Raw genomic sequence first — 19,091 nt, 5'->3', positions numbered from 1 at the left:
GATCACGAAAGCCGGCTGCCTCCTGCTCTCAGGAAACGCCGGCTTTCCTTTTTGAAAAACAGCAGCCACGGCTCGCTTGCCGATATCTCACCACCTAAATCGTTCCATTTTTTGTCATGCTTTGCGATAATAAAAAGAAAAACGTCATCGGTGGTGAGTGGATGTGAGCAGAACGATACAGTTTGGCCCATCGGAGTGCACATTGGCGCTCAGCGGCTGGCGCGCGGTGATCGCATTCGAGAACCGCATTACCATGCCGTATCGATTCATCAAGCATGTTCAAGTCGATTCCTTTACTCCCGAGCCGGGAACGCTGCGCATGCCGGGAACGGAGATTCCTTTTTCCAGCACATATGCGGGCAGATTCCTCTACGGAAACGATTGGTACTTCCTTTCCTTCGAGCGGACGAATCATCTGCTTTTGCTCGATTTGGAAGGACATGCGAAATACCGGAAAATTGTCGTGCAGGTGGAGAACCCCACCGAGATCGCCGTTACGCTGCAACAACATCTGCTCGCTCAACACGAATGAAGACAGACAACCGTTGTGAAGCAGATTCTTTTTGAAAAAACGCCCTACAGAAAGTGAGATTGTTATGGAAAAAATTGTTTTGATCGCCGCAAGCTTGCTGCTCATGCTCAGCGTCCTGACTGGCTTTGACACCCCTGCCCCTGCTGCAAGCTCCCTGCAAAGTTCTTTGCAAAAATATGCCGTTCCTGTAGCGAAAATGGAGCTGCCCGCGAAGACGATTATCGGCTTTGGCGAAGCTACGCACGGAAACAAGCAGTTCACTACGCTCAAGCTGGACGTATTCCGGCATGTAGTCGAGAAGCAAAGCTATCGCGTGTTTGCCATCGAAGGTGATTTTGGCGGCGCCCAGAAGGTCAACGACTTCCTTTTGGGTGGACATGTAACCGCAAACGATGCGGCAAAGGCGATCGGCTTCGCCATCTACAACACGCAAGAAATGGCCGATCTGCTGTCCTGGATGCGCACTTACAACGAAAAGCAGCCTGCCGACCAAAAAATCCATTTTTACGGATTTGACATGCAGCGCTACGATCACAACAAGACAAGGCTTTTCGCCTACTTGCAAAAAGTCGACCCTGCGCTTGCTTCTGAATCGGCAAAGGCACTCGCCAAGCTGACCGATCAAACCGTGTCCGACGAAAAGCTCGCAAAGGAGAGCCTTGCTTCGACTCGCCACATGCTCGAACGAATCAAGCAAAACAAAACCGCCTACATCGCCAAAAGCTCGGAAAAAGACTACGAGCTGGCTGTCGCCTATGCCGAATCGATCATGCAAAATGCCACTTTGCACGGAACGAACGTCCCTTACGGCAGCACGCGCGACCGCTTCATGGCCGACCGGGTCAACTGGATTCTCGCGTTTGAAAAGAAATTTTACGGACGCCAGCAACTGTTTATCGCCGGACATAACGGACACATCGAAAAAACGTCGACAACGGCAGGCATCATCGCCTCCATGGGCGCCCATCTGGCGAAAACGTGGGGCGACCAGTATTACGCGATCGGCAGCGAATTTTACGAAAGCTCGTTTCTGGCCAAAGACGCGTCAACCAATGAACGCAAGCTGTTCCATGTCAAAAACAGCGGGGAGCAGCGACTAGCCGTTCTGTTCGCGAAGACCGGAATGGCGGATGGCTTTTTGGATTTTGCCAAGACCCGCCAGGACACAGCCTTTTCCGCCTACGTGAATCGCGCCCAGCCGATCAGCGCCATCGGCGACATGTTTGCCAGCTGGTATGGCAGCATCGAGAAAATGTACACGCTGCAAATGGTTCCGGCAAAAGCGTTTGATGCGTTGGTGTTCGTGCGGACGGCGACGCCTTCTGTCATGCTCGCAGAGTGACAGCGTCCGAGCGAGCAGTTGAATGCTTGATCTACCTCACTCTACATCAGTCGCATGTGCACACATGAGTAGACTGCAAAGCGCCGCTCCCGACACCACCGCAAAAGCCCCGCCAGAATGCCGCTAAATCGAAGCGGCTCTCTGACGGGGCTTTTTTATGTGCTGTGCTTGTTTCGCTTACATGCTTGGCCTTACGAAGACAGCGTCATGTTTTCGTAGATGACGGACAGCCCCATCCCGCCTGCCATGCAGAGCGTGACCATGCCGTACTTGACGCGGCTGCGCACCATTTCGTTCATCAGCGTCACGGTCAGCTTGGCGCCTGTCGCTCCGACCGGGTGACCGAGTGCGATCGCGCCTCCGTTGACATTGACCTTCGCCGGGTCCAGCTCCAGCCCTTTGATGACGGACAGCGCTTGTGCGGCGAACGCCTCGTTCAGCTCGATCAGCCCGATGTCATCCAGCGTCAGACCTGCTTTTTCCAACGCTTTTTGCGTCGCCGGGACAGGCCCGATTCCCATTACGCCCGGCTCCACTCCTGCGCTGGCAAACGCCTTGATTTTGACCAGCGGTTTAAGACCCGCTTCCTCCGCTTTTTCCCGCGACATCATCAAGACGGCTGCTGCTCCGTCGTTCATCGGACACGCGTTGCCCGCCGTAACTGTGCCGTCTTTTTGGAAGACGCTTTTCAGCTTCGCCAAATCGTCCAGATTAATATCCGCACGCACCGACTCATCCTGGTCAAAGACGCGCGTCCCTTTGCGCTCCTTGATTGCAATCGGCACGATCTCGCTGGCAAATTTGCCTGCGGCGATGGCGGCTGCGGCTTTTTTATGGCTGTCAAAAGCGAACTGATCCTGCTCTTCGCGGGAAATCCCGTACTGGAGCGCGAGCCGCTCCGCTGTGATCCCCATGTGCTCGCCTTCCAGAGAACAGATCAAGCCGTCCGCCAAGAGAGCGTCTTCCATCGTCAAGTTGCCGAATTTGCTGCCCCAACGGTTTTTCACCAAGTACGGGACATTGCTCATGTTTTCCACGCCGCCGGCAACGACGACATCTTCCTGCCCGGCCATGATCGCGAGTGCGCCGCTTGTGATCGCCTTCAAGCCCGATCCGCACGCCTTGATCACGACATGCCCGTACACCTGGCGCGGAAATCCGGCGAGCTGCGAGCTGATCCTGGCCGCGTTCAGACCGCCGCCGTGCACGTAACCGTTGCCAAAAATCACTTCATTGACTTCCTGCTTGGAAAAGCCGGACTTTTCCATCAAGCCTTCCAATACTTGCCGTCCCAGCTCCGTTGCCGGCACGTCGCGCAAGCTTTTGCCGAAAGCGCCAACTGCGCTGCGCGCCCCGGCGACAATGACTACTTCTCTCATCGCTACGCTCCCTTTCGCTGTTGCCTCGTTACCTTACAAAACCCGATTCAAAAACTCGCGTGTCCGCTCTTCTTTCGGATTGTTGAAAATTTCTTCCGGGCGCGCCATCTCCACGATTTTCCCCTGGTTCATAAAAGCGACCCAGTCCGCTACTTCTTTGGCGAATCCCATTTCATGCGTCACAATAATCATCGTCATCCCGTCCTGGGCGAGCTGCTTCATCGTTTCCAGCACTTCGCCGACCAGCTCCGGATCGAGCGCGGATGTCGGCTCGTCGAACAGCATGATCTCCGGCTTCATCGCCAGCGAACGGGCGATCGCCACCCGCTGCTTCTGACCGCCTGACAGCGAGGATGGATAGACGTCTGCTTTTTCTGACAATCCTACCTTCTGCAAAAGCTGCAACGCTTCCTGCTTCGTTTGCTCCTTGTCCGCTTTTTTCGCGATCAGCGGCGCTTCCATGACGTTTTCCAACACGGTTTTGTGCGGGAACAGATTGAAGTGCTGGAAGACCATGCCGACTTTTTGCCGCACTTTGGTCAAATCGTCCTTTTTCGGATCGATGCTCTTTCCTTCAATCAAGATATCTCCGCCATTCTTGATTTCCAAAAAGTTGATGCAGCGAATCAACGTACTCTTGCCGGAGCCGCTCGCCCCGATCAAGACGACGACCTCGCCTTTTGCCACCTCTAACGTGACGTCTTTCAACACTTCTACCTGTCCAAAGCTCTTCTTCAAGTTTTGCACGCGAATCATGACTTGCTTGTCTTCCATTGTTTTCGCCCCTTTGCTCTACACGTCACCTTTGGCCAACCGCTTTTCCATCCGATGGACGACATACGTGAAAATCATGACAATCACCAAATAGTACAAGGCGACGATCAAAAAGTACGTCATCTCGTCAAAGGTTTCTGCTGACAGACGGCGAGCCAGCGAAAACAGCTCATCCATCGCGATAAATGCCGCCAGCGACGATTCCTTCAGCGACAAAATAAACTGGTTGCCGAGCGGCGGAATCGAACGCTTCATCGCTTGTGGCAAAATGATTCTGCGCATCGTTTGAGACGAGGACATCCCGAGCGACAAGCCTGCTTCCATCTGGCCCTTGTCAATCGACTGGATGGAGCCGCGGAAAATTTCTGCGATGTACGCCCCGCTGTGAATCGCCAGAGCCAAAGCCGCTGACCAAAATTGACCGAGATCGATCATCTTGTAAAAACCGAAATAGAGGACAAAAATTTGCACAATCAGCGGCGTACCGCGAATGACCATGATATACACGTTGGCGATGATTTGCCCAAGCTTGAACTTGGACACTTTCAACAGGGCGACGAACAGCCCGATAATCGAACCTACGATGACGGAAGCAACCGTCAGCTCAAACGTCAGCAGCAGCGGCTTCCAAAAAAACGGCAGTGTGCGAAAAAACTCTTCGGTCAAATGTGAAATACTGGGCACTCGATGCCACCCCTCGCTGATAAAATGTTCCTGTCACCCGCAGCTTTGCGCCCGCAGATGACAGGCAGTCGAACCGATGCGTCAAACTACTCGTTTTTGCTGATATCGCGTTGGAAATACTTTTCGCTCAACTGTTTGTAAGTGCCGTCTTCATGCATTTGCTTCAGTACCTCGTTGATTTTGTTCAAGAGTTCTGTGTTTCCTTTGCGCACGGCAATTCCATGCTGAACCTCTGACAGCGGCGCTCCGCTTTTCTTGATCTTCAAGCCTTGGCCAATCGCGATTTCCCCGACCACGCTATCAGTAATGACCACATCGTGCTTTCCTTGCTCCAGGGCACGCAGCGCAGTCACGTCGCTGTCGTACGTCTTGATGTTGTCGGTGTACTCGCGCGCCATTTTTTCGTGCGTAGTGCCCAGGGCAACCGCAACTTCCTTGCCTTTCAGCTCTTCCAGTGTGGAAGTTGTGCCGTCCGGACGAGTGAACAGTTGACCACCGGACAAATAATATGGATCAGCAAAATCAATTTGCTGTTTGCGTTCTTCTGTAATGGCATGACTGGCAATCGCTGCGTCGTAGCGCCCTTCTTTTACCCCGGCAATGATGCCGGAAAAAGGCGATGTAACCGCTTTCGGTGTAAGATTCAGCCGCTTGGCGATTTCGTTGCCGATCTCGATATCGAATCCGGTCAACTGCCCGTCTTTGAAATAGCTGAACGGCTGGTATTCACCGGAAGCCGCGAAAGTGAACACGCCTGCTTCTTTCGTCATCGAGGAACCCGCAGCTGCGCTACCTTGTCCTCCGGTATTGCCAGTCGACGCTTCTTGTCCACATCCTGCTACGAGAAGTGACAAGGAAAACAATACTCCTGCAACGGCTTTGAGTGAATTTTTCATAGTAATTAGCCCCCTTATGATGTCTGTCAAACTGTTTCATTACTCCACCATTTGCAAATGTTCGGAAATCAAAAGCGGCGCTCCGGTATGGTAAATGACATCCTGCAATGAATACGGATACATCACCTCCGTCAGCATCAACCCTTCTGGCGTTACCTCAATGACTGCCCGCTCCGTGACAATCAGGTCGACACAGCCCTTGGCTGTCAGCGGAAACGTGCATTCCCTGCGAATTTTCGGCTCCCCGGAAAGCGTCACATGGCTCATCAGCACAATCACTTTTTTGGCGTAAAACGCCAGCTCGGCACCACCGCCGATCCCGTGAACCCTCGTCCCGGGAACGATCCAGTTCGCCAAATCTCCGCGGCGATTTACTTGCAGCGCCCCGATAAAAGCCACATCCAGCTTTCGGCGCCGGATCATGCCGTAGGCGACGGTGCTGTCAAAGTAGGAAGCCCCCGGAACGATTGTGACTGGCGCTCCCCCCGCGTTGGAAATATGCTGATCTTCCTCGCCCTGGATCGGCGTAGGCCCGACTCCGAGAATGCCGTTCACAGAATGGAACATGACGTGCCATTCGTTCGGGATAAAATCAGCGACCAGCTCGGGAATCCCGATCCCCAGATTCACGGCCATTCCCGGCACGATTTCCTTTGCGGCCCGGCGCGCAATCATGTTGCGTTGATCCATTGTCAGTCGCATCAGCTGTTCCCCCCGCTGCGATTCACCATGTAATCGACAAAAATGCCTGGCGTCACGATTTTTTCCGGGTCCAGCTCGCCTGCCGGAACGATTTCTTCCACTTCAGCGATCGTGATTTCCGCCGCCATCGCCACCAGCGGGTTCAAATTTCTCGCCGACTTGTCGTAGATGAGATTGCCGTACGTGTCCGCCTGTTTCGCGTAGACGATGCCCACATCCGCCGTCAGCGCCGGCTCCATCCAACAGGGCTTTCCCTCGAACAGCACCGCTTCCCTGCCGTCTGTCGCTTCTCCCCACATGCGCGCATCGACGAGAATCCCGGGTATGCCCACGCCCCCGGCGCGAATTTTTTCGGCAAAAATGCCTTGGGGGCAAAATGTTACCGCAAGACGTCCGTCCATCATCTGCTGACCTGCTTCGGGATTGGAGCCGATATGGGTCGTCAGCAGCTTTTTGACCCGTCCGTGGCTGATCAGCTTGCCAATCCCCACATCGGGGTATCCGGCGTCAATCCCGATCAAGGTCAGGTCGCGCACTCCCTTTTGCAGAAGCGCATCAATCAGCAAGGCCGGAGAACCGATCGTCCCAAAGCCGCCGTACATCAACCGTGCTCCGTCTTGTACACATTCCATTGCTTGGTCGCGCGTCACCAGTTTTGATAGCATAGCATGGCCATTCCTTATCTCTCTTGATTATTGGGCAAAGTCGCTTTCGTCTTCTTCGTTGTAGCAAGTCTCGTGCCAATGCCGCAAATGCTGAATCGTAGCGAAAATTGCCGAAACTATGTTTTTTCTGACGAATCGAATCAGACTCACTTTTGAATCGAAATCAAGAAAAACAGGCTTGTTTACGCCGAATTGATATCGACTCACATTTTTTCAAATCCGACTCACTATACAACGGACGGTTTCATCTTGTACAATCAGTTCAAAAATGGGGGGAGCGAATCGCCAATGGAAAAAGATGCGGAGATTTTGGCCCTGTCGTCTGTCGATCGCTTCATCGACATATTGAACTCGCTGGCGGACGGCATTTTCATCTCGGATGCGCAAGGCACGACTCTCTGGTTGAATAAAGCGAGCGAAAACTTGTGCGGCATGCCCAAAGCAGAATTGATCGGACAAAACGTGGCGGATCTGGAGGAGATGGGCATTTTCAGCCCGTCTGTGACACGTCTCGTCCTCGAATCCGGCAAGCCGACGACGACAATCCAGCTGGTGAACAGCAGAGGAAAATTTCTCGTGACGGGGCATATCATCCCCGATGAAGCTGGCAATCCGGAGCTGATCGTCGCCCATTCCCGCGACATCACAGAAGCGGCGCGGGCCAGCTCGCAGCTCGAAGAAACCGTGGCCCTGCTCAAGCGCTACAGCGAGGAGCTGCAACTGATGAAGCGCGAGGCGAATCAAAGCTCGTCGCAGACGCTGATCGGCAACAGCCGCTCCTATCTGGCGCTGATGGAGCTGATCAAAAAAGTCGCCTTGGCTGATACGACTGTCCTGATCACAGGGGAAACCGGCGTGGGCAAAAGCCATCTCGCCGAGCAAATCCACCAGCTGAGCGAGCGCAGCACCGGACCTTTTATCCATGTGAACTGTAGTGCCATCCCGGAAACGTTGATCGAGTCGGAGCTGTTCGGCTACCACAAAGGGGCGTTTACCGGAGCCAACCATTCAGGCAAAATCGGCTTGGTCAAAATGGCGGACAAAGGCACGCTGTTTCTCGACGAGATCAGCGAGCTGCCCTATCACCTGCAATCGAAGCTGCTCCTGCTTTTGCAAAACAAAACATTCATGCCGATCGGCGGCACGAAAACCTACACGGCCGACATCCGCATCATCGCCGCCACGAACACGAACTTGCAGGAGCTGGTGCGCCTCGGCAAGTTCCGGCACGACCTGTACTACCGACTGAACATTTTGCCGATCAACGTGCCGCCATTGCGCGAGCGCAAAGACGATATATTCCCGCTCTTGCACCACAACCTGCAAAAATTCAACGCCAAGCATAACCAGAAGCGGCGGTTTACGTCAGATGTGCTGGATGTGCTGCACCAGTACGACTGGCCGGGAAATGTGCGCGAGCTGGAAAACTTGGTGGAGCGCATCGTCATCACCTCCAAGCTCGACGAGATTTCTGTCACCGATTTGCCGGAAGAACAGCGCAGTATTCGCGAGCTGGAGGAAGGCATCCTCACGTTAGGCTCGCTGTCCCTGACGGAGCGCATGGAAAAAATCGAAGTGGAGTTTATTATGCAGGCGCTGCGCATTCACAAGACAACCCGCAAGACGGCTGCCGCTTTGGGGATTACACAGTCGCTGCTGATGCGGCGGATCAAGAAATACGGGATTGCCTTGGAAGACGAGGAGGACGCTTGAGAAAAGCGGCCGTGGACAAGCCGAAACCTGCTGCAAGTCGCTGGTAAAAGGGCTGACCACTTGCACTCGCGAAAAAAGCATGCCGGACATTCCGTTCACAGCTACACGGTTGACTGCGGGCTGTCAGCTGTTCGCAGCCCATCCACGGAAAAGCAAAAAAGCGCTCAACACGTGAGCGCTCTTTTCTGTGACCTTTTCGTCTGACTTATTCCTCGATTTTCTTGGCGGTTTTGCCAAACCACGTCTTCGCGACCAGCTCCACCACTTGCTTCGGCAGCGATTGTGGCGCTTGCACTTCATTGCCCGCCGCATCCACGCTCCGGTAGAGCAAAGCGGTGTCGTCAGCCGGATCGGACTTCGTTTGCAGCGTCAAATCCCCGATTTGTCCCGCGTTTGTCCATTCCTCGATCATCAGTTGGTATTCGCCTGGTGCCAGCTCGATATAGTCGTCCTCTGTCACATCGATGACAGCGAACCCGTCGTGCTGGATATCGGCATCGTATGTATTCCCGTTCGCTGTCTCGTAAAGCGCCAGCTCCTCAGGGTTGTTCAACACTTCTTTCAGCGAAGCAAAGTCAGCAATCGTCACTTTGATCCGTTTTGCCATTGGTAACTCCTCCCTCATTGACCACACATCACATCATTTCACACTGTATCACAATATGGTCAAGCCTGCCACTCACCCGCCAACTGACGCACATGTCTGATTTCTTCCCGGTGCCCGCCGTCTGTCCCTCTCGCTGTCTCCAGGACAATCGGCAAGCCGTGCAGCTCAGGCGTGCGCAGAAACTCCGCGAAAGCCTCGTCACCAATCATCCCTTTTCCGATTGGGGCGTGCCGATCCCGAAACGAGCCGCTCGGATAGACCGAATCGTTCAAATGCACCGCGCGCAGATGGGAAAAGTAGTCCAGCTCGCGCATCCGCTCGGCAACCTCGCGCCAGTTTTCCCCGTTCCACAGCCCGCTGGCAAACGCGTGGCACGTATCGAGACAAAACCCGACCTTTTCTGGTTCCGCGAGCAATTGCCGCACTTGCGTCAATTCTTCCAGCGTAATGCCCATCCGGTTTCCCTGCCCCGCGTTGTTCTCAATTAGCAGCTTGGCCTGTCCGCTCCAGCCAGCGAGAATCTCGTTCATCATCTGAATCATGCGTCTGTATCCGGCAAGCACATCCGGCCCTTTGTCCTGTCCGAAATGGACGACGACGCCGAGCGCCCCGCACGCCTCCGCAATCTCCAGATCGTTGCGCACCGAAGCGACCGTTACCTCGTACAAATCGGCCGTCTCGACACACAGATTGACGAGATAAGCGGTATGGGCAATCGCCAGCATGCCGTGCTGTTCGCAAAACGCCCGGCAAGCCGCAGCATCGCGGGAAGCAAACGACTTGACTCCCAGACTGCGCGGGTTTTTCGGGAAAAACTGAAAAGAAGCGCCCCCCTCCTTGTGCGCCGTTCTGGCAGCCTCTTCGTAACCGTTGCGAATGCTGACGTGACACCCGATTTGCATCGCTCTTCCCCCCTCGTACGCTCCCTTCATTTTTCCCTGGCTCCTGCTTTCTCACACGTCCTTTCCGGCAAACAGCCCTTGCACTTCTTGCGCATTTCCGCTACACTTTTATTAAACCGAACGTTCAGTTTATAAAAAGGAGTTTACTGCATCATGTCCAGACGCCGCCTAGATGGGGAGAAAACGAAACAACATATCGCCGAAAAAGCAACCGAGCTGTTTTCGCAAAAAGGCTACCTGGCGACTTCCATTGAAGATATTTGCCAGGCGACTGGTGCGAGCAAAGGAAGCCTTTACTACCACTTCAAAAGCAAGGAATATTTGTTTTTGTATTTGCTGGAGAAGCAGTACACGGAATGGTCAGGGCTGTGGCAAGAAAAAGAAAAACAGCACGCCACCTCTGTCGAAAAGCTGTATGCCCTGGCTGCTTTTTTGCTGGAAGACTTTTTGTCCCACCCGCTTCGCCGAGCAGGAGAAGAGTTTGCCGGAAGCCAGCTTGCCGATCCAGCCATCATGGAACAGGTCCTGACGATGCTGTCTTCTTCCTACACGCTGTACATCCCGATCTTTGAGGAGGGCATCGCGCGCGGGGAATTTGCTGATGGCGACCCTCGGGAATTGGCGATGATTTTGGAAGGGTACATAACGGGCCTGATCAATGTCGGCTTGAATATGGGCGAAGAAAACCTTTTTGACCTGATGAAAAGAGGAATTGATATTTTGCTGCATGGTATCGCCGCCAAGTAGCTTTTTTTTCAGGTTTATTTAGACCGAACGTTCGGTTTAATTTCTTGCGGGAGTGGTTGAAATGAAATCGATTTGGGGAAACCGGATCTTTTTGACCGTTTTTGTCACCGATACTTTGGAAAATATCGGGATTTGGATCAGGAATATGGCTTTGCTGTACTACGTCATGGAAACGAGCGGCAACAATCCGACCGCCGTGTCGCTGTTAACCGCGATCGAGCTTGTGCCGATCTTGTTGTTTTCGATCATCGGCGGGGCGCTTGCGGACCGCTGGAATCCGAAGCGGACGATGATGACGGGCAACTTGTTAAGTGCCTTGTCCGTGCTGTTGATCGTGTATTTGCTCTGGCACGGGATGTGGGTTGCCGTCTTTTTCGCTACTTTCATCTCGGCAGTCGTGTCCCAGTTTTCCCAGCCGTCGTCTGCCAAGCTGTTAAAAAGACACATCCCGGAAGAACATGTCGGAGTGGCCGTCTCCATCTCGCAAAGCATGAGCGCACTCTTTTTGCTTGGCGGCCCGGTCATCGGCAGCTTTTTTTACGAACAATGGGGCATCTACCCTTCGCTGATTGCCATGGCAGCTCTGTTTCTGCTCTCCACGCTCATTTTGAGCCTGCTTCCTAACGCTGCAACAGCTCCAGAAGAACAGAACGGCACACTTTTCTCCGAGATCAAGGCAGGTTTCGCCTACGTCAAAAACCACCCGTCCTTGCGCGGAATTGCGCTTGCCTTTGCCTGCCTCGGTCTGGCCTCTGGGTTGATCAACCCGCTCGAAGTGTTCCTGGTCACGGAGCGGCTCCAGCTGCCGAAAGAATCGGTCCAATGGTTTGTCGCCCTGGAAGGGTTGGGCATGCTTGTGGGCGGCGTATTCGCCTCCTTGTCCGTGCAACGCTTGAACAGCCGTTTTGTCATCACGGGCGGCTTGATCTTCTTCGCGCTTTCCATCGTGGTGGAAGCCTTGTCTGTCTGGGGTGTCGTGACAGCTTCCATGCGCTTTTTCACCGGAATCGGGATGGCTTTTCTGGAAATCGTGATCGGCATGCGCATGATCAAGTTCGTCGACGAGGCGTACGTTGGTCGGGTAAACGGAACGATTACCCCGCTGCTCGTCGGATTGATGATGATCGGTTCGTTCGCAGCCGGCCCGCTCATGCAGATGACCTCGCTGATCAGCGTGTTTGTAATCGCAGGTGCCATCGTCCTCGTCGCTGCCTGGGGATGCTCGCGGATTCCGTGGGAAACCGCCTCGGATGCCGCCGCCCTGGAAAGCAAAGAAGCTGCCCGCAGTGCGGACAGCTTGCCAGTTCATGAATGAGCTTATGATTTGACGATCAACAACGGTGTTTTGGTGCGGTGGATCGTTTTGAAGGTGACGCTGCCGAGCAGAGTGCCCGCGATGCCGCCCAGGCCATGGTGGCCGAGTACGATCAGGCCAACGTTTTCCTCTTCGGCTGTTTGACGAATCGCTGTTGCAGGATCGCCAATCACGACTTTGCTCTCATAAGGGATTTGCGCTGCTTCCAGCACTTCTTCGCAAGTGCGAACGGTTTCTTTTCCCCAGTTTTCCAGAGTCGCTGTGTCTTCCCAGCCTACACCGTACACACCAGCGTAAGCAACAGGAGGAGTGACGACACTCAGGAGCAGGTAAGAAACGCCAGGAATGCCCTCGCTCAAAGCGATTGCTTTTTGCGCCGCGTTTTTCGCTTGCTCCGAGCCGTCCACCGTGATCAAAACTTTTTGCCATGGGAAGCTGTCGGCATCTGTCTCCTCGGCAATGAGGAACACAGGCAACTGCGCATCGTGAATGGTTGGGTAGCTGACGCTTTGCAGCAAGAATCCGGTAATCCGGCCATATCCGTGCGTCCCCATCACGATCGCGGCATACTCGCCGTTCGTAGCGTGCTTGGAGATGACTTCATGCGGCTCTCCGAACTCGATTTCCAGCTCGTAAGGAACCCCTGCCTCTTCTACGATCGTGAGGAACTTTTTCAAATCTTCTTTTGCTTCGTCCAATTGAAAATCTTCCACGCTCTGTTGTCCGAGCTTTCTTACGACATTGCGTGAAGGAAATGGAGGAATGGCATGAAGCAAGGTCAATTCATGCTTATTTTTGGCGTACGCAAGAGCGAAGCGAACCGCCTGGATCGACTGTGCAGAAAAATCTACTGGTACTAGAATACGGGACATAAGGACACGTCCTTTCCTCTTCTTCGTCGCAAAAAGTCGATTCTTACGACTTTTTGCCTGCTTTCATTGTAGACTTGCTCCCTAGTTATGTATGTAGGGGAATTCCCTGATCTTGGCATTCCAAAAACCCTTAGGACTGGCTGTGCGCTATTCCATCACCCCTGTAATAAAAATGGTAGGCTCTGCGCCGAGATCGATGTCGCAAATCTCGTGATCCTCTGCCATCCGCCGATTGGCCTGCTGCTCTCGCCGGATGACCCGGACGACAGGGCGGGCTGGCAAGCCGCGGTTTTGGTCGATGACGACGCCGACTTCGCCTGTACTCAGCTTGAGTGACGTTCCGGTCGGATACATGGCAATCGAGCGCAGAAAATGAACGACCATTTTGTGATCGAAACGCTTTTCCGCCAATCCCATGACCTGCTCGCATGCTTCATAGGCCGCCATCGTCTCCTCTTCTTCGGAAAAAGGCGAAATGAGATTGTCGTAGTAATTGCAAATCGAGACGATTTTGGCGAAATCGTGAATCTCGTCTCCGCTGAGGCCGCGGGGCACGCCTGTCCCGTCGACCCATTCGTGGTGCTGCAAGGGAACGTGCGCAGACACGATGCTCATCTCGTGTTTTTTGCGCAATATGTCAAACCCTAGCCATGTATGATGATTGGTCTTGTTGTTTTTCTTGTAGGCAGGCGCTTCCTTGTCGACCGACAGTTTGCCGATGTCATGCAAAAGGGCGCCAATCGCCAGTTCTTTCAACTGCGTCGTGTTGTACCCGAGACCCACGCCCATGACCGTCGCCATCATGCAAACATTGAGTGAATGGATGTACAGGGCGTTGTCGGTCGTGCGAATTTCCCCCAGATTGAGCAGCACCTTGCGATTGCGCAGCGTCTCCTCGACGATATTTCCGACCGACTTTTGGATGCCGCGCACGTCGAACTGCTTGCCCGACTGGACACATGCAATCGCCCCGGACAGATTGCGGATCGCATCTTTTCTCGTCGTCTCTGTCACGACTTCCTGTTCTTTGATCTCGTCGAAAAAAGGGTCTTTGATACTGAGCATCGTCACCCCGAAACGACGCAACTTGTTAATCATTCCGACGGTCAGCTGCACGCCCGTCTGCAACAGCGTCAAGCCCTCGCTTGTATAAATGCTGCGAGCCAGCACATCTCCAGGCTCGACTTGATCCACACTCACATATTTCATGGGGTCAATCCTCCTGATTCCTCTTCCCCTGATGCTTTTTCCCTATATTAGCATTGAAAAAACATGTTTCGCCGCTGTTTTTATGAACATTCCCACACAAAAAAGACCTTTGCGGGCAGAAAGCACCTGATTGATCCGGTACTTTTTGCACAAAAGTCTTTCGTGTCGTTATTTTTTAAAGGAATCAGTCCCACCAGCTGCGATCAGCCATGCTTTTCAGGAAGGCATCAACCACAATCGGGTCAAATTGCGTTCCTTTGCCGTCGATCAACTGCTCGACTGCTTCGCCGTATGGGAGAGCGGGACGGTACAGTCGAACGGTTGTCATCGCATCGAAAGCTTCTGCTACAGAGACGATTTTGGCGCCGAGCGGAATCTCTGCTGAAGAAAGGCCATGGGGATAGCCCTGCCCATCCATCCGTTCGTGATGGTACAGGATCGTCTGATCGATTCCCCGATTTTGCAGCGGGCCAATCATTTGCACGATCGCGCACCCTGTCTCCGGGTGTTTCTTGATCAGTTCCCATTCTTCCTTCGTCAGCTCGCCGTATTTCCGCAAGATCGAATCTGGCGTACCGATTTTTCCGATGTCATGCAGCAGGCCAGCGATATACATATTGACACATTCCTCTTCGCCCAGTTGAAACTGGTTGGCGATTTTCCAGGCGTAAAACCCGACGTTGAGCGAGTGTTGGTACGTATACGGATCACGAGCATTCACACTGGTGATGAGCGAATGAATCGTGTCGATCATGAGATTCGTCGTGGCTTGATGACAATACAACATTGTTTTTAACAGTTTTTGCAATGGTGCCTCCTCGATCCAAAAAATGCGTCGGCACGCTCGCTACCCTTTGAGCAGGAGAGCGGAGATGAGCTCTCCTTGTTGTACTCCTTTCCCGCCAGCGGGAATCTTGATCAGGCAATCGGAATCTTTGATCGATACGGTAACGCTTGACTGATCCATTCCGACAGGCTCAACGAATAGCTTGCCTTCGCTTACATAAGACTTGCCGCGAACATAGCGCGGATAGGCATTGACTTTGCTGAACTCTTTTCCCAAAAAGGCTGTGCATTCCTGCCGGTATCTCTGGGACTGGCCTTGCATCCCCAAAATAACCGGGCGGACAAACAGCTCAAAACCGACAAAACACGCTCCCGGATTGCCTGACAGCGCAAATAAAAACTGCTCGTTCCAAACGCCTGCCGTCGTCGGGCTACCGGGACGCATCGCTACTTTGTTAAACAGCATTTCCCCGTCCCAGTTTTGAAACAGGTCTACCAAAATATCGTAGTCGCCTACCGATACCCCACCGGATGTCACGACAAAATCCGCTTGAGAAAATGCTTCCAAGACAAGCGACTGCGCTTTCGCCGCTTCATCCGGGATGGCGCCCATCAGCAAAGGGATTCCTCCTGCTTCGCGGATCAACGCTTGCAGCATATAGGAGTTGCTGTTGCGAATTTTCCCCTGCGTCAGTGGCGCTTCCACAGGCAAAAGCTCCGAGCCCGTTGCGAAAATCGCAATCGTCGGACGCTTGCATACGTGGACATGGTGGAAACCGAATATAGCCAACAGCGCCGTTTCACCTGCGCCAATTTTTGTTCCTTTCTGCAACACACAATCGCCCTGCGTGATTTCGTCACCAATCGAAGTCAGATTTTTTCCGGCTGGAATCTCTTTTCGGATGGAAATGCAGGTTTTGCCCTCTTTTTCGCTCTCCTCCGTCATTTCCAGCATGATCACAGCGTCTGCTTGCTCGGGCACCATCGCGCCTGTCATGATCCGCGAAGCCGTTTTGGGCGAGACGGCTTTCGTCGGGACAAAGCCGCACGGAATATGCTCGATCACTTCCAAACAGACGGGAGATTCAGGCGACGCTCCTTTGGTAGAACTGGACATAATAGCGAAACCGTCCATCCCGGAGCGGCGAAAATGCGGCATGTGCGAAGGCGCGAACACATCCTCTGCCAATGTGCGGCCGTAGGCATTTTCCAACGAAACTTGTTCCACGCCAAGCGGACGCAGATGCTGCTCGATTCTGCGCTGCGCTTCCTCCACCTGGACGGTATTTCGACGAAAACGGTTGACGCTTGCCCCTTTTTCCATGTCGACTATCCTCCAATTTGCGACATACGTCTTACGGTTGGTACGTGCGACTGACTTTCCCCCGCCAAAGCCAAGGCCATTTCATGATTTTGCGGCTTGATGCTCAGCGCTTTGAAAAAAAGTTGACGAACCGCTTCGTCATCGCCGATGCATTTGCGGACGTTAAATTCATCTGACCAGTACAGGCACGGCTTAATATTGCCATCTGCCGTCAAGCGCAGCCGATTGCACGTTTCGCAAAAATGCTCGCTCACAGGATGAATCAGCCCAAAGCTGCCTTTGGCACCTGCTATGCGAAACGTTTGCGCAGGCCCGTTGCCGCGGCCATCATGCGTCTCTGCGACTTTCCAGTCCATTTCCTTGCAACGATCCAGCACGGTGGACAACGGCAAATACGACTGTTTCCATCTCGTGTCGTTGTGGCCGATCGGCATGTACTCGATAAAGCGGACTTGCAGAGCACCATCGATGGTCAGCCGCAGAAAATCTGCAATCTCGTCATCGTTGATTCCCTTCATCAGCACGACGTTCAGCTTGATCGGCTGAATCCCGACTTGCTGGCACGCCGCTATGCTGTCGAGGACGCGGTTGACGTCTCCCCCGCGGGTGATCAGCGAAAAACGCTCCGGCCTCAACGTATCCAGGCTGATGTTGATGCGCTTCAAGCCCGCTTCTTTTAACTTCTTGGCCTTTTTCGCCAAAAAAATGCCGTTGGTCGTCAGCGCAATATCTTCGATTCCCGGTATCCCCGCTACGCTCTCGATCAGCTCTTCCAATCCTTTGCGGACGAGCGGCTCTCCGCCGGTCAACCGCACTTTTTTCACGCCCATTTCAGCCAAAACCCTGACAACCTCGGTAATCTCGTGAAAAGACAGAATGTTTTCTGCGGGTTCAAATTCCATGCCATCAGCAGGCATGCAGTACACACACCGCAAGTTGCAGCGATCTGTCACGGAAATGCGCAAATAATCGTGAATCCGGCCAAACGAGTCCACTAATTCACTGGGAATCACTGGACTTCCCCCCTTTTTCCTGCACGATTCGCTCAGGCCAGGTGTACACATTAAACGACTGATTGCGAATAAAGCCAACGGTAGTAATGCCGAGTTCATCTGCCAGACGAAGCGCCAATTCGGTCGGCGCTGACTTGGACAAAACGATGCTGCAGCCGATCTTGGCTACCTTCAGCAATACTTCGGAAGAAATCCGGCCACTGAACACCATGACCTTGTCATGAACGGACACTGCATGCATCAAACTGTAGCCGTACAGTTTATCGAGGGCATTATGCCTGCCTATGTCCATTCGGGAGACGACAATCCCGTTTGGATCGCACAGGGCAGCATTGTGCACCCCTCCCGTATCCTGAAAAAGCGTAGCCGATTGCTGCATCGCCTGCATGAAGCGAAAGCAGTCAGCCGCCGGGATCGTCACGGCTGTGTCATCCCGCTTTTTCACCGTTCGGGCGTCATTGTAAAAGTAGAAGCTTTGCCGACTTTTTCCGCAACAGGAAGTCACGTACCTTTTCGAATGAAACATCTGGTTATACGTGTTTACATTTTTAGCGCGAACGTAAGCGAATCCGGTTGGCTCGTCAATGAACAGGTCCGTAATGTCCTGATAGCTCTGAATCACCCCTTCGGACGCCAAAAACCCGATGACAAGCTCCTCGATGTATTCCGGGCTGCATACGAGAGTCGCAAATTCCTCGTCATTCAGCACGATCGTAATGGGCGACTCTGTCACGATTGAATCTTCTTTTTCCTGCATAGAGCCGTTTTCATAATGCAGGACAGGCGACAAAACAAAGACGGGTTGGATCACGAAAGCTCCCTGCCTTTCCTCCAGGTCTCGATCATGCGAGAGGACGGTCCAATACGTAGACCGTCATGGCGATATCCTCTTCCAAGCTGATATCCGAAAAAATCCGCAAAATCTTGGCATCAATCAATTCCTCAAGCTTGGCTACGACCGCCTGATCGTGGTAAATGTTCTTGACCAGCTTGGTGCGCGCCTCGTGGACCATGCGCTTGCCGTCTTCGGAAAGAATCATGAACTTTTCTACGTTGGTCAGATTCCCCTTCATCTCGCAGATGACCCAGGGGCCGCAAAAGCGGGTGAGAATTTCCCGCGGGCCGTTGCCGACGTGTTCTTTGCGGATTTCGCGGACGAGCATGCTGAATTGATGTTCCAGGTTTTTCGTCATTCGATTATCTCCTTTGCTTCCCCCGCCTTGTTTTGCCGGGGGGCCAGCATGATATAGCTGATCACCAGAATAAAAATGACCAGCGACAAAATCAGATTGTTCATGGCATCGTCGCGGTTGACGATAATAAAGCGCACGGTACCCGTAATTCCAATATAAATCAAATAGCGCAGGGGAAAGTGGTACGCTTCATGAAAATATTTGACGATCATCGAAACAAAGACAAAATACAGAAAAAAGGCCAGAACCTTTTCCAAAATATCATGGACATTAGTATTGCCTTGCACCGCATCTACTACGATGGCGTACAGCTCACGCAACAAATAAAAGCTGAGTACCAATCCAAGAATGATCAGAGACGCGTTTAACATCATTTGATAGAAGCGTACGATTGACGCTTCGTTTTTATTTGTTCGCATCCAAGCTTCTGCCCTCC

General features: G+C 53.1%; 21 protein-coding genes. 5 read left to right on the top strand and 16 right to left on the bottom strand.

All coding sequences use genetic code 11. The features are described 5' to 3' along the window. Positions 1-163: 163 nt before the first annotated feature. Both EDM60_RS21090 and EDM60_RS21085 read left to right on the top strand, forming a co-directional pair. A complete protein-coding gene (locus tag EDM60_RS21090) occupies positions 164-532 on the top strand; it encodes a hypothetical protein (RefSeq protein WP_122965734.1) in 369 nt (122 codons plus the stop codon). A gap of 64 nt (positions 533-596) precedes the next feature. Continuing rightward, positions 597-1,874: an erythromycin esterase family protein gene (locus tag EDM60_RS21085; RefSeq protein WP_122965733.1), complete on the top strand. Its 1,278-nt coding sequence runs from the start codon at positions 597-599 to the stop codon at positions 1,872-1,874. Between the two features lie 191 nt (positions 1,875-2,065). Here EDM60_RS21085 and EDM60_RS21080 read toward each other — a convergent pair whose 3' ends face one another. The 6 genes from EDM60_RS21080 to EDM60_RS21055 form a co-directional block, all read right to left on the bottom strand. Next, on the bottom strand, positions 2,066-3,253 hold the full coding sequence (locus tag EDM60_RS21080) for a thiolase family protein (RefSeq protein ID WP_122965732.1): 1,188 nt from the start codon (positions 3,251-3,253) through the stop codon (positions 2,066-2,068). A gap of 33 nt (positions 3,254-3,286) precedes the next feature. Continuing rightward, positions 3,287-4,027, bottom strand: a complete 741-nt coding sequence (locus EDM60_RS21075; protein ID WP_122965731.1) for an amino acid ABC transporter ATP-binding protein — start codon at positions 4,025-4,027, stop codon at positions 3,287-3,289. A gap of 18 nt (positions 4,028-4,045) precedes the next feature. Continuing rightward, positions 4,046-4,711, bottom strand: a complete 666-nt coding sequence (locus tag EDM60_RS21070; RefSeq protein ID WP_063227804.1) for an amino acid ABC transporter permease — start codon at positions 4,709-4,711, stop codon at positions 4,046-4,048. An 86-nt stretch (positions 4,712-4,797) separates the two neighbouring features. Next, positions 4,798-5,607 (bottom strand): transporter substrate-binding domain-containing protein, encoded by an 810-nt coding sequence (locus tag EDM60_RS21065; RefSeq protein ID WP_122965730.1) that lies wholly within the window; start codon positions 5,605-5,607, stop codon positions 4,798-4,800. Between the two features lie 39 nt (positions 5,608-5,646). After that, complete coding sequence (locus EDM60_RS21060; RefSeq protein WP_122965729.1) at positions 5,647-6,309, bottom strand: 3-oxoacid CoA-transferase subunit B; 663 nt, start codon at positions 6,307-6,309, stop codon at positions 5,647-5,649. Further along, entirely contained in the window at positions 6,309-6,974 is a 666-nt protein-coding gene (locus EDM60_RS21055; protein WP_122965728.1) for a CoA transferase subunit A, read from the bottom strand. The genes EDM60_RS21060 and EDM60_RS21055 overlap by 1 nt, the downstream gene beginning before the upstream one ends. Positions 6,975-7,262: 288 nt before the next feature. Here EDM60_RS21055 and EDM60_RS21045 point away from each other — a divergent pair, with 288 nt between their 5' ends. Then, positions 7,263-8,687, top strand: a complete 1,425-nt coding sequence (locus EDM60_RS21045) for a sigma-54 interaction domain-containing protein (protein ID WP_122965726.1) — start codon at positions 7,263-7,265, stop codon at positions 8,685-8,687. Between the two features lie 205 nt (positions 8,688-8,892). On the opposite strand, the gene EDM60_RS21040 is transcribed toward EDM60_RS21045, so the two are convergent. Further along, entirely contained in the window at positions 8,893-9,294 is a 402-nt protein-coding gene (locus EDM60_RS21040) for a hypothetical protein (RefSeq protein ID WP_063227799.1), read from the bottom strand. A gap of 59 nt (positions 9,295-9,353) precedes the next feature. Next, positions 9,354-10,196 carry a deoxyribonuclease IV gene (locus tag EDM60_RS21035; RefSeq protein WP_122965889.1) on the bottom strand — a complete coding sequence of 281 codons (843 nt, stop codon included), beginning with the start codon at positions 10,194-10,196 and terminating at the stop codon, positions 9,354-9,356. Positions 10,197-10,349: 153 nt separating this feature from the next. Between EDM60_RS21035 and EDM60_RS21030 the strand changes: the two genes are divergently transcribed. Together EDM60_RS21030 and EDM60_RS21025 are read left to right on the top strand one after the other, a co-directional pair. Then, positions 10,350-10,943, top strand: a complete 594-nt coding sequence (locus tag EDM60_RS21030; RefSeq protein WP_122965725.1) for a TetR/AcrR family transcriptional regulator — start codon at positions 10,350-10,352, stop codon at positions 10,941-10,943. 61 nt (positions 10,944-11,004) lie between these two features. Continuing rightward, a complete protein-coding gene (locus EDM60_RS21025; protein ID WP_122965724.1) occupies positions 11,005-12,258 on the top strand; it encodes an MFS transporter in 1,254 nt (417 codons plus the stop codon). 2 nt (positions 12,259-12,260) lie between these two features. On the opposite strand, the gene EDM60_RS21020 is transcribed toward EDM60_RS21025, so the two are convergent. The 8 genes from EDM60_RS21020 to EDM60_RS20985 form a co-directional block, all read right to left on the bottom strand. Continuing rightward, positions 12,261-13,130 (bottom strand): universal stress protein, encoded by an 870-nt coding sequence (locus EDM60_RS21020; RefSeq protein ID WP_122965723.1) that lies wholly within the window; start codon positions 13,128-13,130, stop codon positions 12,261-12,263. A gap of 147 nt (positions 13,131-13,277) precedes the next feature. Further along, entirely contained in the window at positions 13,278-14,339 is a 1,062-nt protein-coding gene (locus EDM60_RS21015; RefSeq protein ID WP_122965722.1) for an HD-GYP domain-containing protein, read from the bottom strand. Between the two features lie 184 nt (positions 14,340-14,523). Continuing rightward, positions 14,524-15,147, bottom strand: coding sequence for an HD-GYP domain-containing protein (locus tag EDM60_RS21010; RefSeq protein WP_233454066.1), 624 nt, complete (start codon positions 15,145-15,147; stop codon positions 14,524-14,526). Between the two features lie 39 nt (positions 15,148-15,186). Next, positions 15,187-16,449, bottom strand: coding sequence for a molybdopterin molybdotransferase MoeA (locus EDM60_RS21005; RefSeq protein WP_122965721.1), 1,263 nt, complete (start codon positions 16,447-16,449; stop codon positions 15,187-15,189). Positions 16,450-16,454: 5 nt separating this feature from the next. Beyond that, on the bottom strand, positions 16,455-17,459 hold the full coding sequence (moaA, locus tag EDM60_RS21000; protein ID WP_233454068.1) for a GTP 3',8-cyclase MoaA: 1,005 nt from the start codon (positions 17,457-17,459) through the stop codon (positions 16,455-16,457). Next, positions 17,449-18,270 (bottom strand): formate dehydrogenase accessory sulfurtransferase FdhD, encoded by an 822-nt coding sequence (gene fdhD / locus EDM60_RS20995; protein ID WP_173600098.1) that lies wholly within the window; start codon positions 18,268-18,270, stop codon positions 17,449-17,451. The genes moaA and fdhD overlap by 11 nt, the downstream gene beginning before the upstream one ends. A gap of 34 nt (positions 18,271-18,304) precedes the next feature. Beyond that, a complete protein-coding gene (locus EDM60_RS20990; protein WP_122965718.1) occupies positions 18,305-18,655 on the bottom strand; it encodes a Na-translocating system protein MpsC family protein in 351 nt (116 codons plus the stop codon). Then, positions 18,652-19,074, bottom strand: coding sequence for a phosphate-starvation-inducible protein PsiE (locus tag EDM60_RS20985; RefSeq protein ID WP_122965717.1), 423 nt, complete (start codon positions 19,072-19,074; stop codon positions 18,652-18,654). Before EDM60_RS20985 ends, EDM60_RS20990 begins: the two co-directional genes overlap by 4 nt. Between the last annotated feature and the right edge of the window lie 17 nt (positions 19,075-19,091).

Origin of the sequence: Brevibacillus parabrevis (assembly GCF_003710905.1) — a bacterium.
GTDB classification, from domain to species: domain Bacteria; phylum Bacillota; class Bacilli; order Brevibacillales; family Brevibacillaceae; genus Brevibacillus; species Brevibacillus parabrevis.
The sequence above is the reverse complement of the archived record's forward strand: the minus strand, read 5'-3'. Positions and strand labels throughout refer to the sequence as shown.

Bases quoted from the DNA above. Each gene is read 5' to 3' on its own strand.
- EDM60_RS21085 (WP_122965733.1), top strand. From the start codon at position 597: ATGGAAAAAATTGTTTTGATCGCCGCAAGCTTGCTGCTCATGCTCAGC.
- EDM60_RS21080 (WP_122965732.1), bottom strand. From the start codon at position 3,253: ATGAGAGAAGTAGTCATTGTCGCCGGGGCGCGCAGCGCAGTTGGCGCT.
- EDM60_RS21075 (WP_122965731.1), bottom strand. From the start codon at position 4,027: ATGGAAGACAAGCAAGTCATGATTCGCGTGCAAAACTTGAAGAAGAGC.
- EDM60_RS21065 (WP_122965730.1), bottom strand. From the start codon at position 5,607: ATGAAAAATTCACTCAAAGCCGTTGCAGGAGTATTGTTTTCCTTGTCA.
- EDM60_RS21060 (WP_122965729.1), bottom strand. From the start codon at position 6,309: ATGCGACTGACAATGGATCAACGCAACATGATTGCGCGCCGGGCCGCA.
- EDM60_RS21055 (WP_122965728.1), bottom strand. From the start codon at position 6,974: ATGCTATCAAAACTGGTGACGCGCGACCAAGCAATGGAATGTGTACAA.
- EDM60_RS21045 (WP_122965726.1), top strand. From the start codon at position 7,263: ATGGAAAAAGATGCGGAGATTTTGGCCCTGTCGTCTGTCGATCGCTTC.
- EDM60_RS21040 (WP_063227799.1), bottom strand. From the start codon at position 9,294: ATGGCAAAACGGATCAAAGTGACGATTGCTGACTTTGCTTCGCTGAAA.
- EDM60_RS21035 (WP_122965889.1), bottom strand. From the start codon at position 10,196: ATGCAAATCGGGTGTCACGTCAGCATTCGCAACGGTTACGAAGAGGCT.
- EDM60_RS21030 (WP_122965725.1), top strand. From the start codon at position 10,350: ATGTCCAGACGCCGCCTAGATGGGGAGAAAACGAAACAACATATCGCC.
- EDM60_RS21025 (WP_122965724.1), top strand. From the start codon at position 11,005: ATGAAATCGATTTGGGGAAACCGGATCTTTTTGACCGTTTTTGTCACC.
- EDM60_RS21020 (WP_122965723.1), bottom strand. From the start codon at position 13,130: ATGTCCCGTATTCTAGTACCAGTAGATTTTTCTGCACAGTCGATCCAG.
- EDM60_RS21015 (WP_122965722.1), bottom strand. From the start codon at position 14,339: ATGAAATATGTGAGTGTGGATCAAGTCGAGCCTGGAGATGTGCTGGCT.
- EDM60_RS21005 (WP_122965721.1), bottom strand. From the start codon at position 16,449: ATGGAAAAAGGGGCAAGCGTCAACCGTTTTCGTCGAAATACCGTCCAG.
- EDM60_RS20990 (WP_122965718.1), bottom strand. From the start codon at position 18,655: ATGACGAAAAACCTGGAACATCAATTCAGCATGCTCGTCCGCGAAATC.
- EDM60_RS20985 (WP_122965717.1), bottom strand. From the start codon at position 19,074: ATGCGAACAAATAAAAACGAAGCGTCAATCGTACGCTTCTATCAAATG.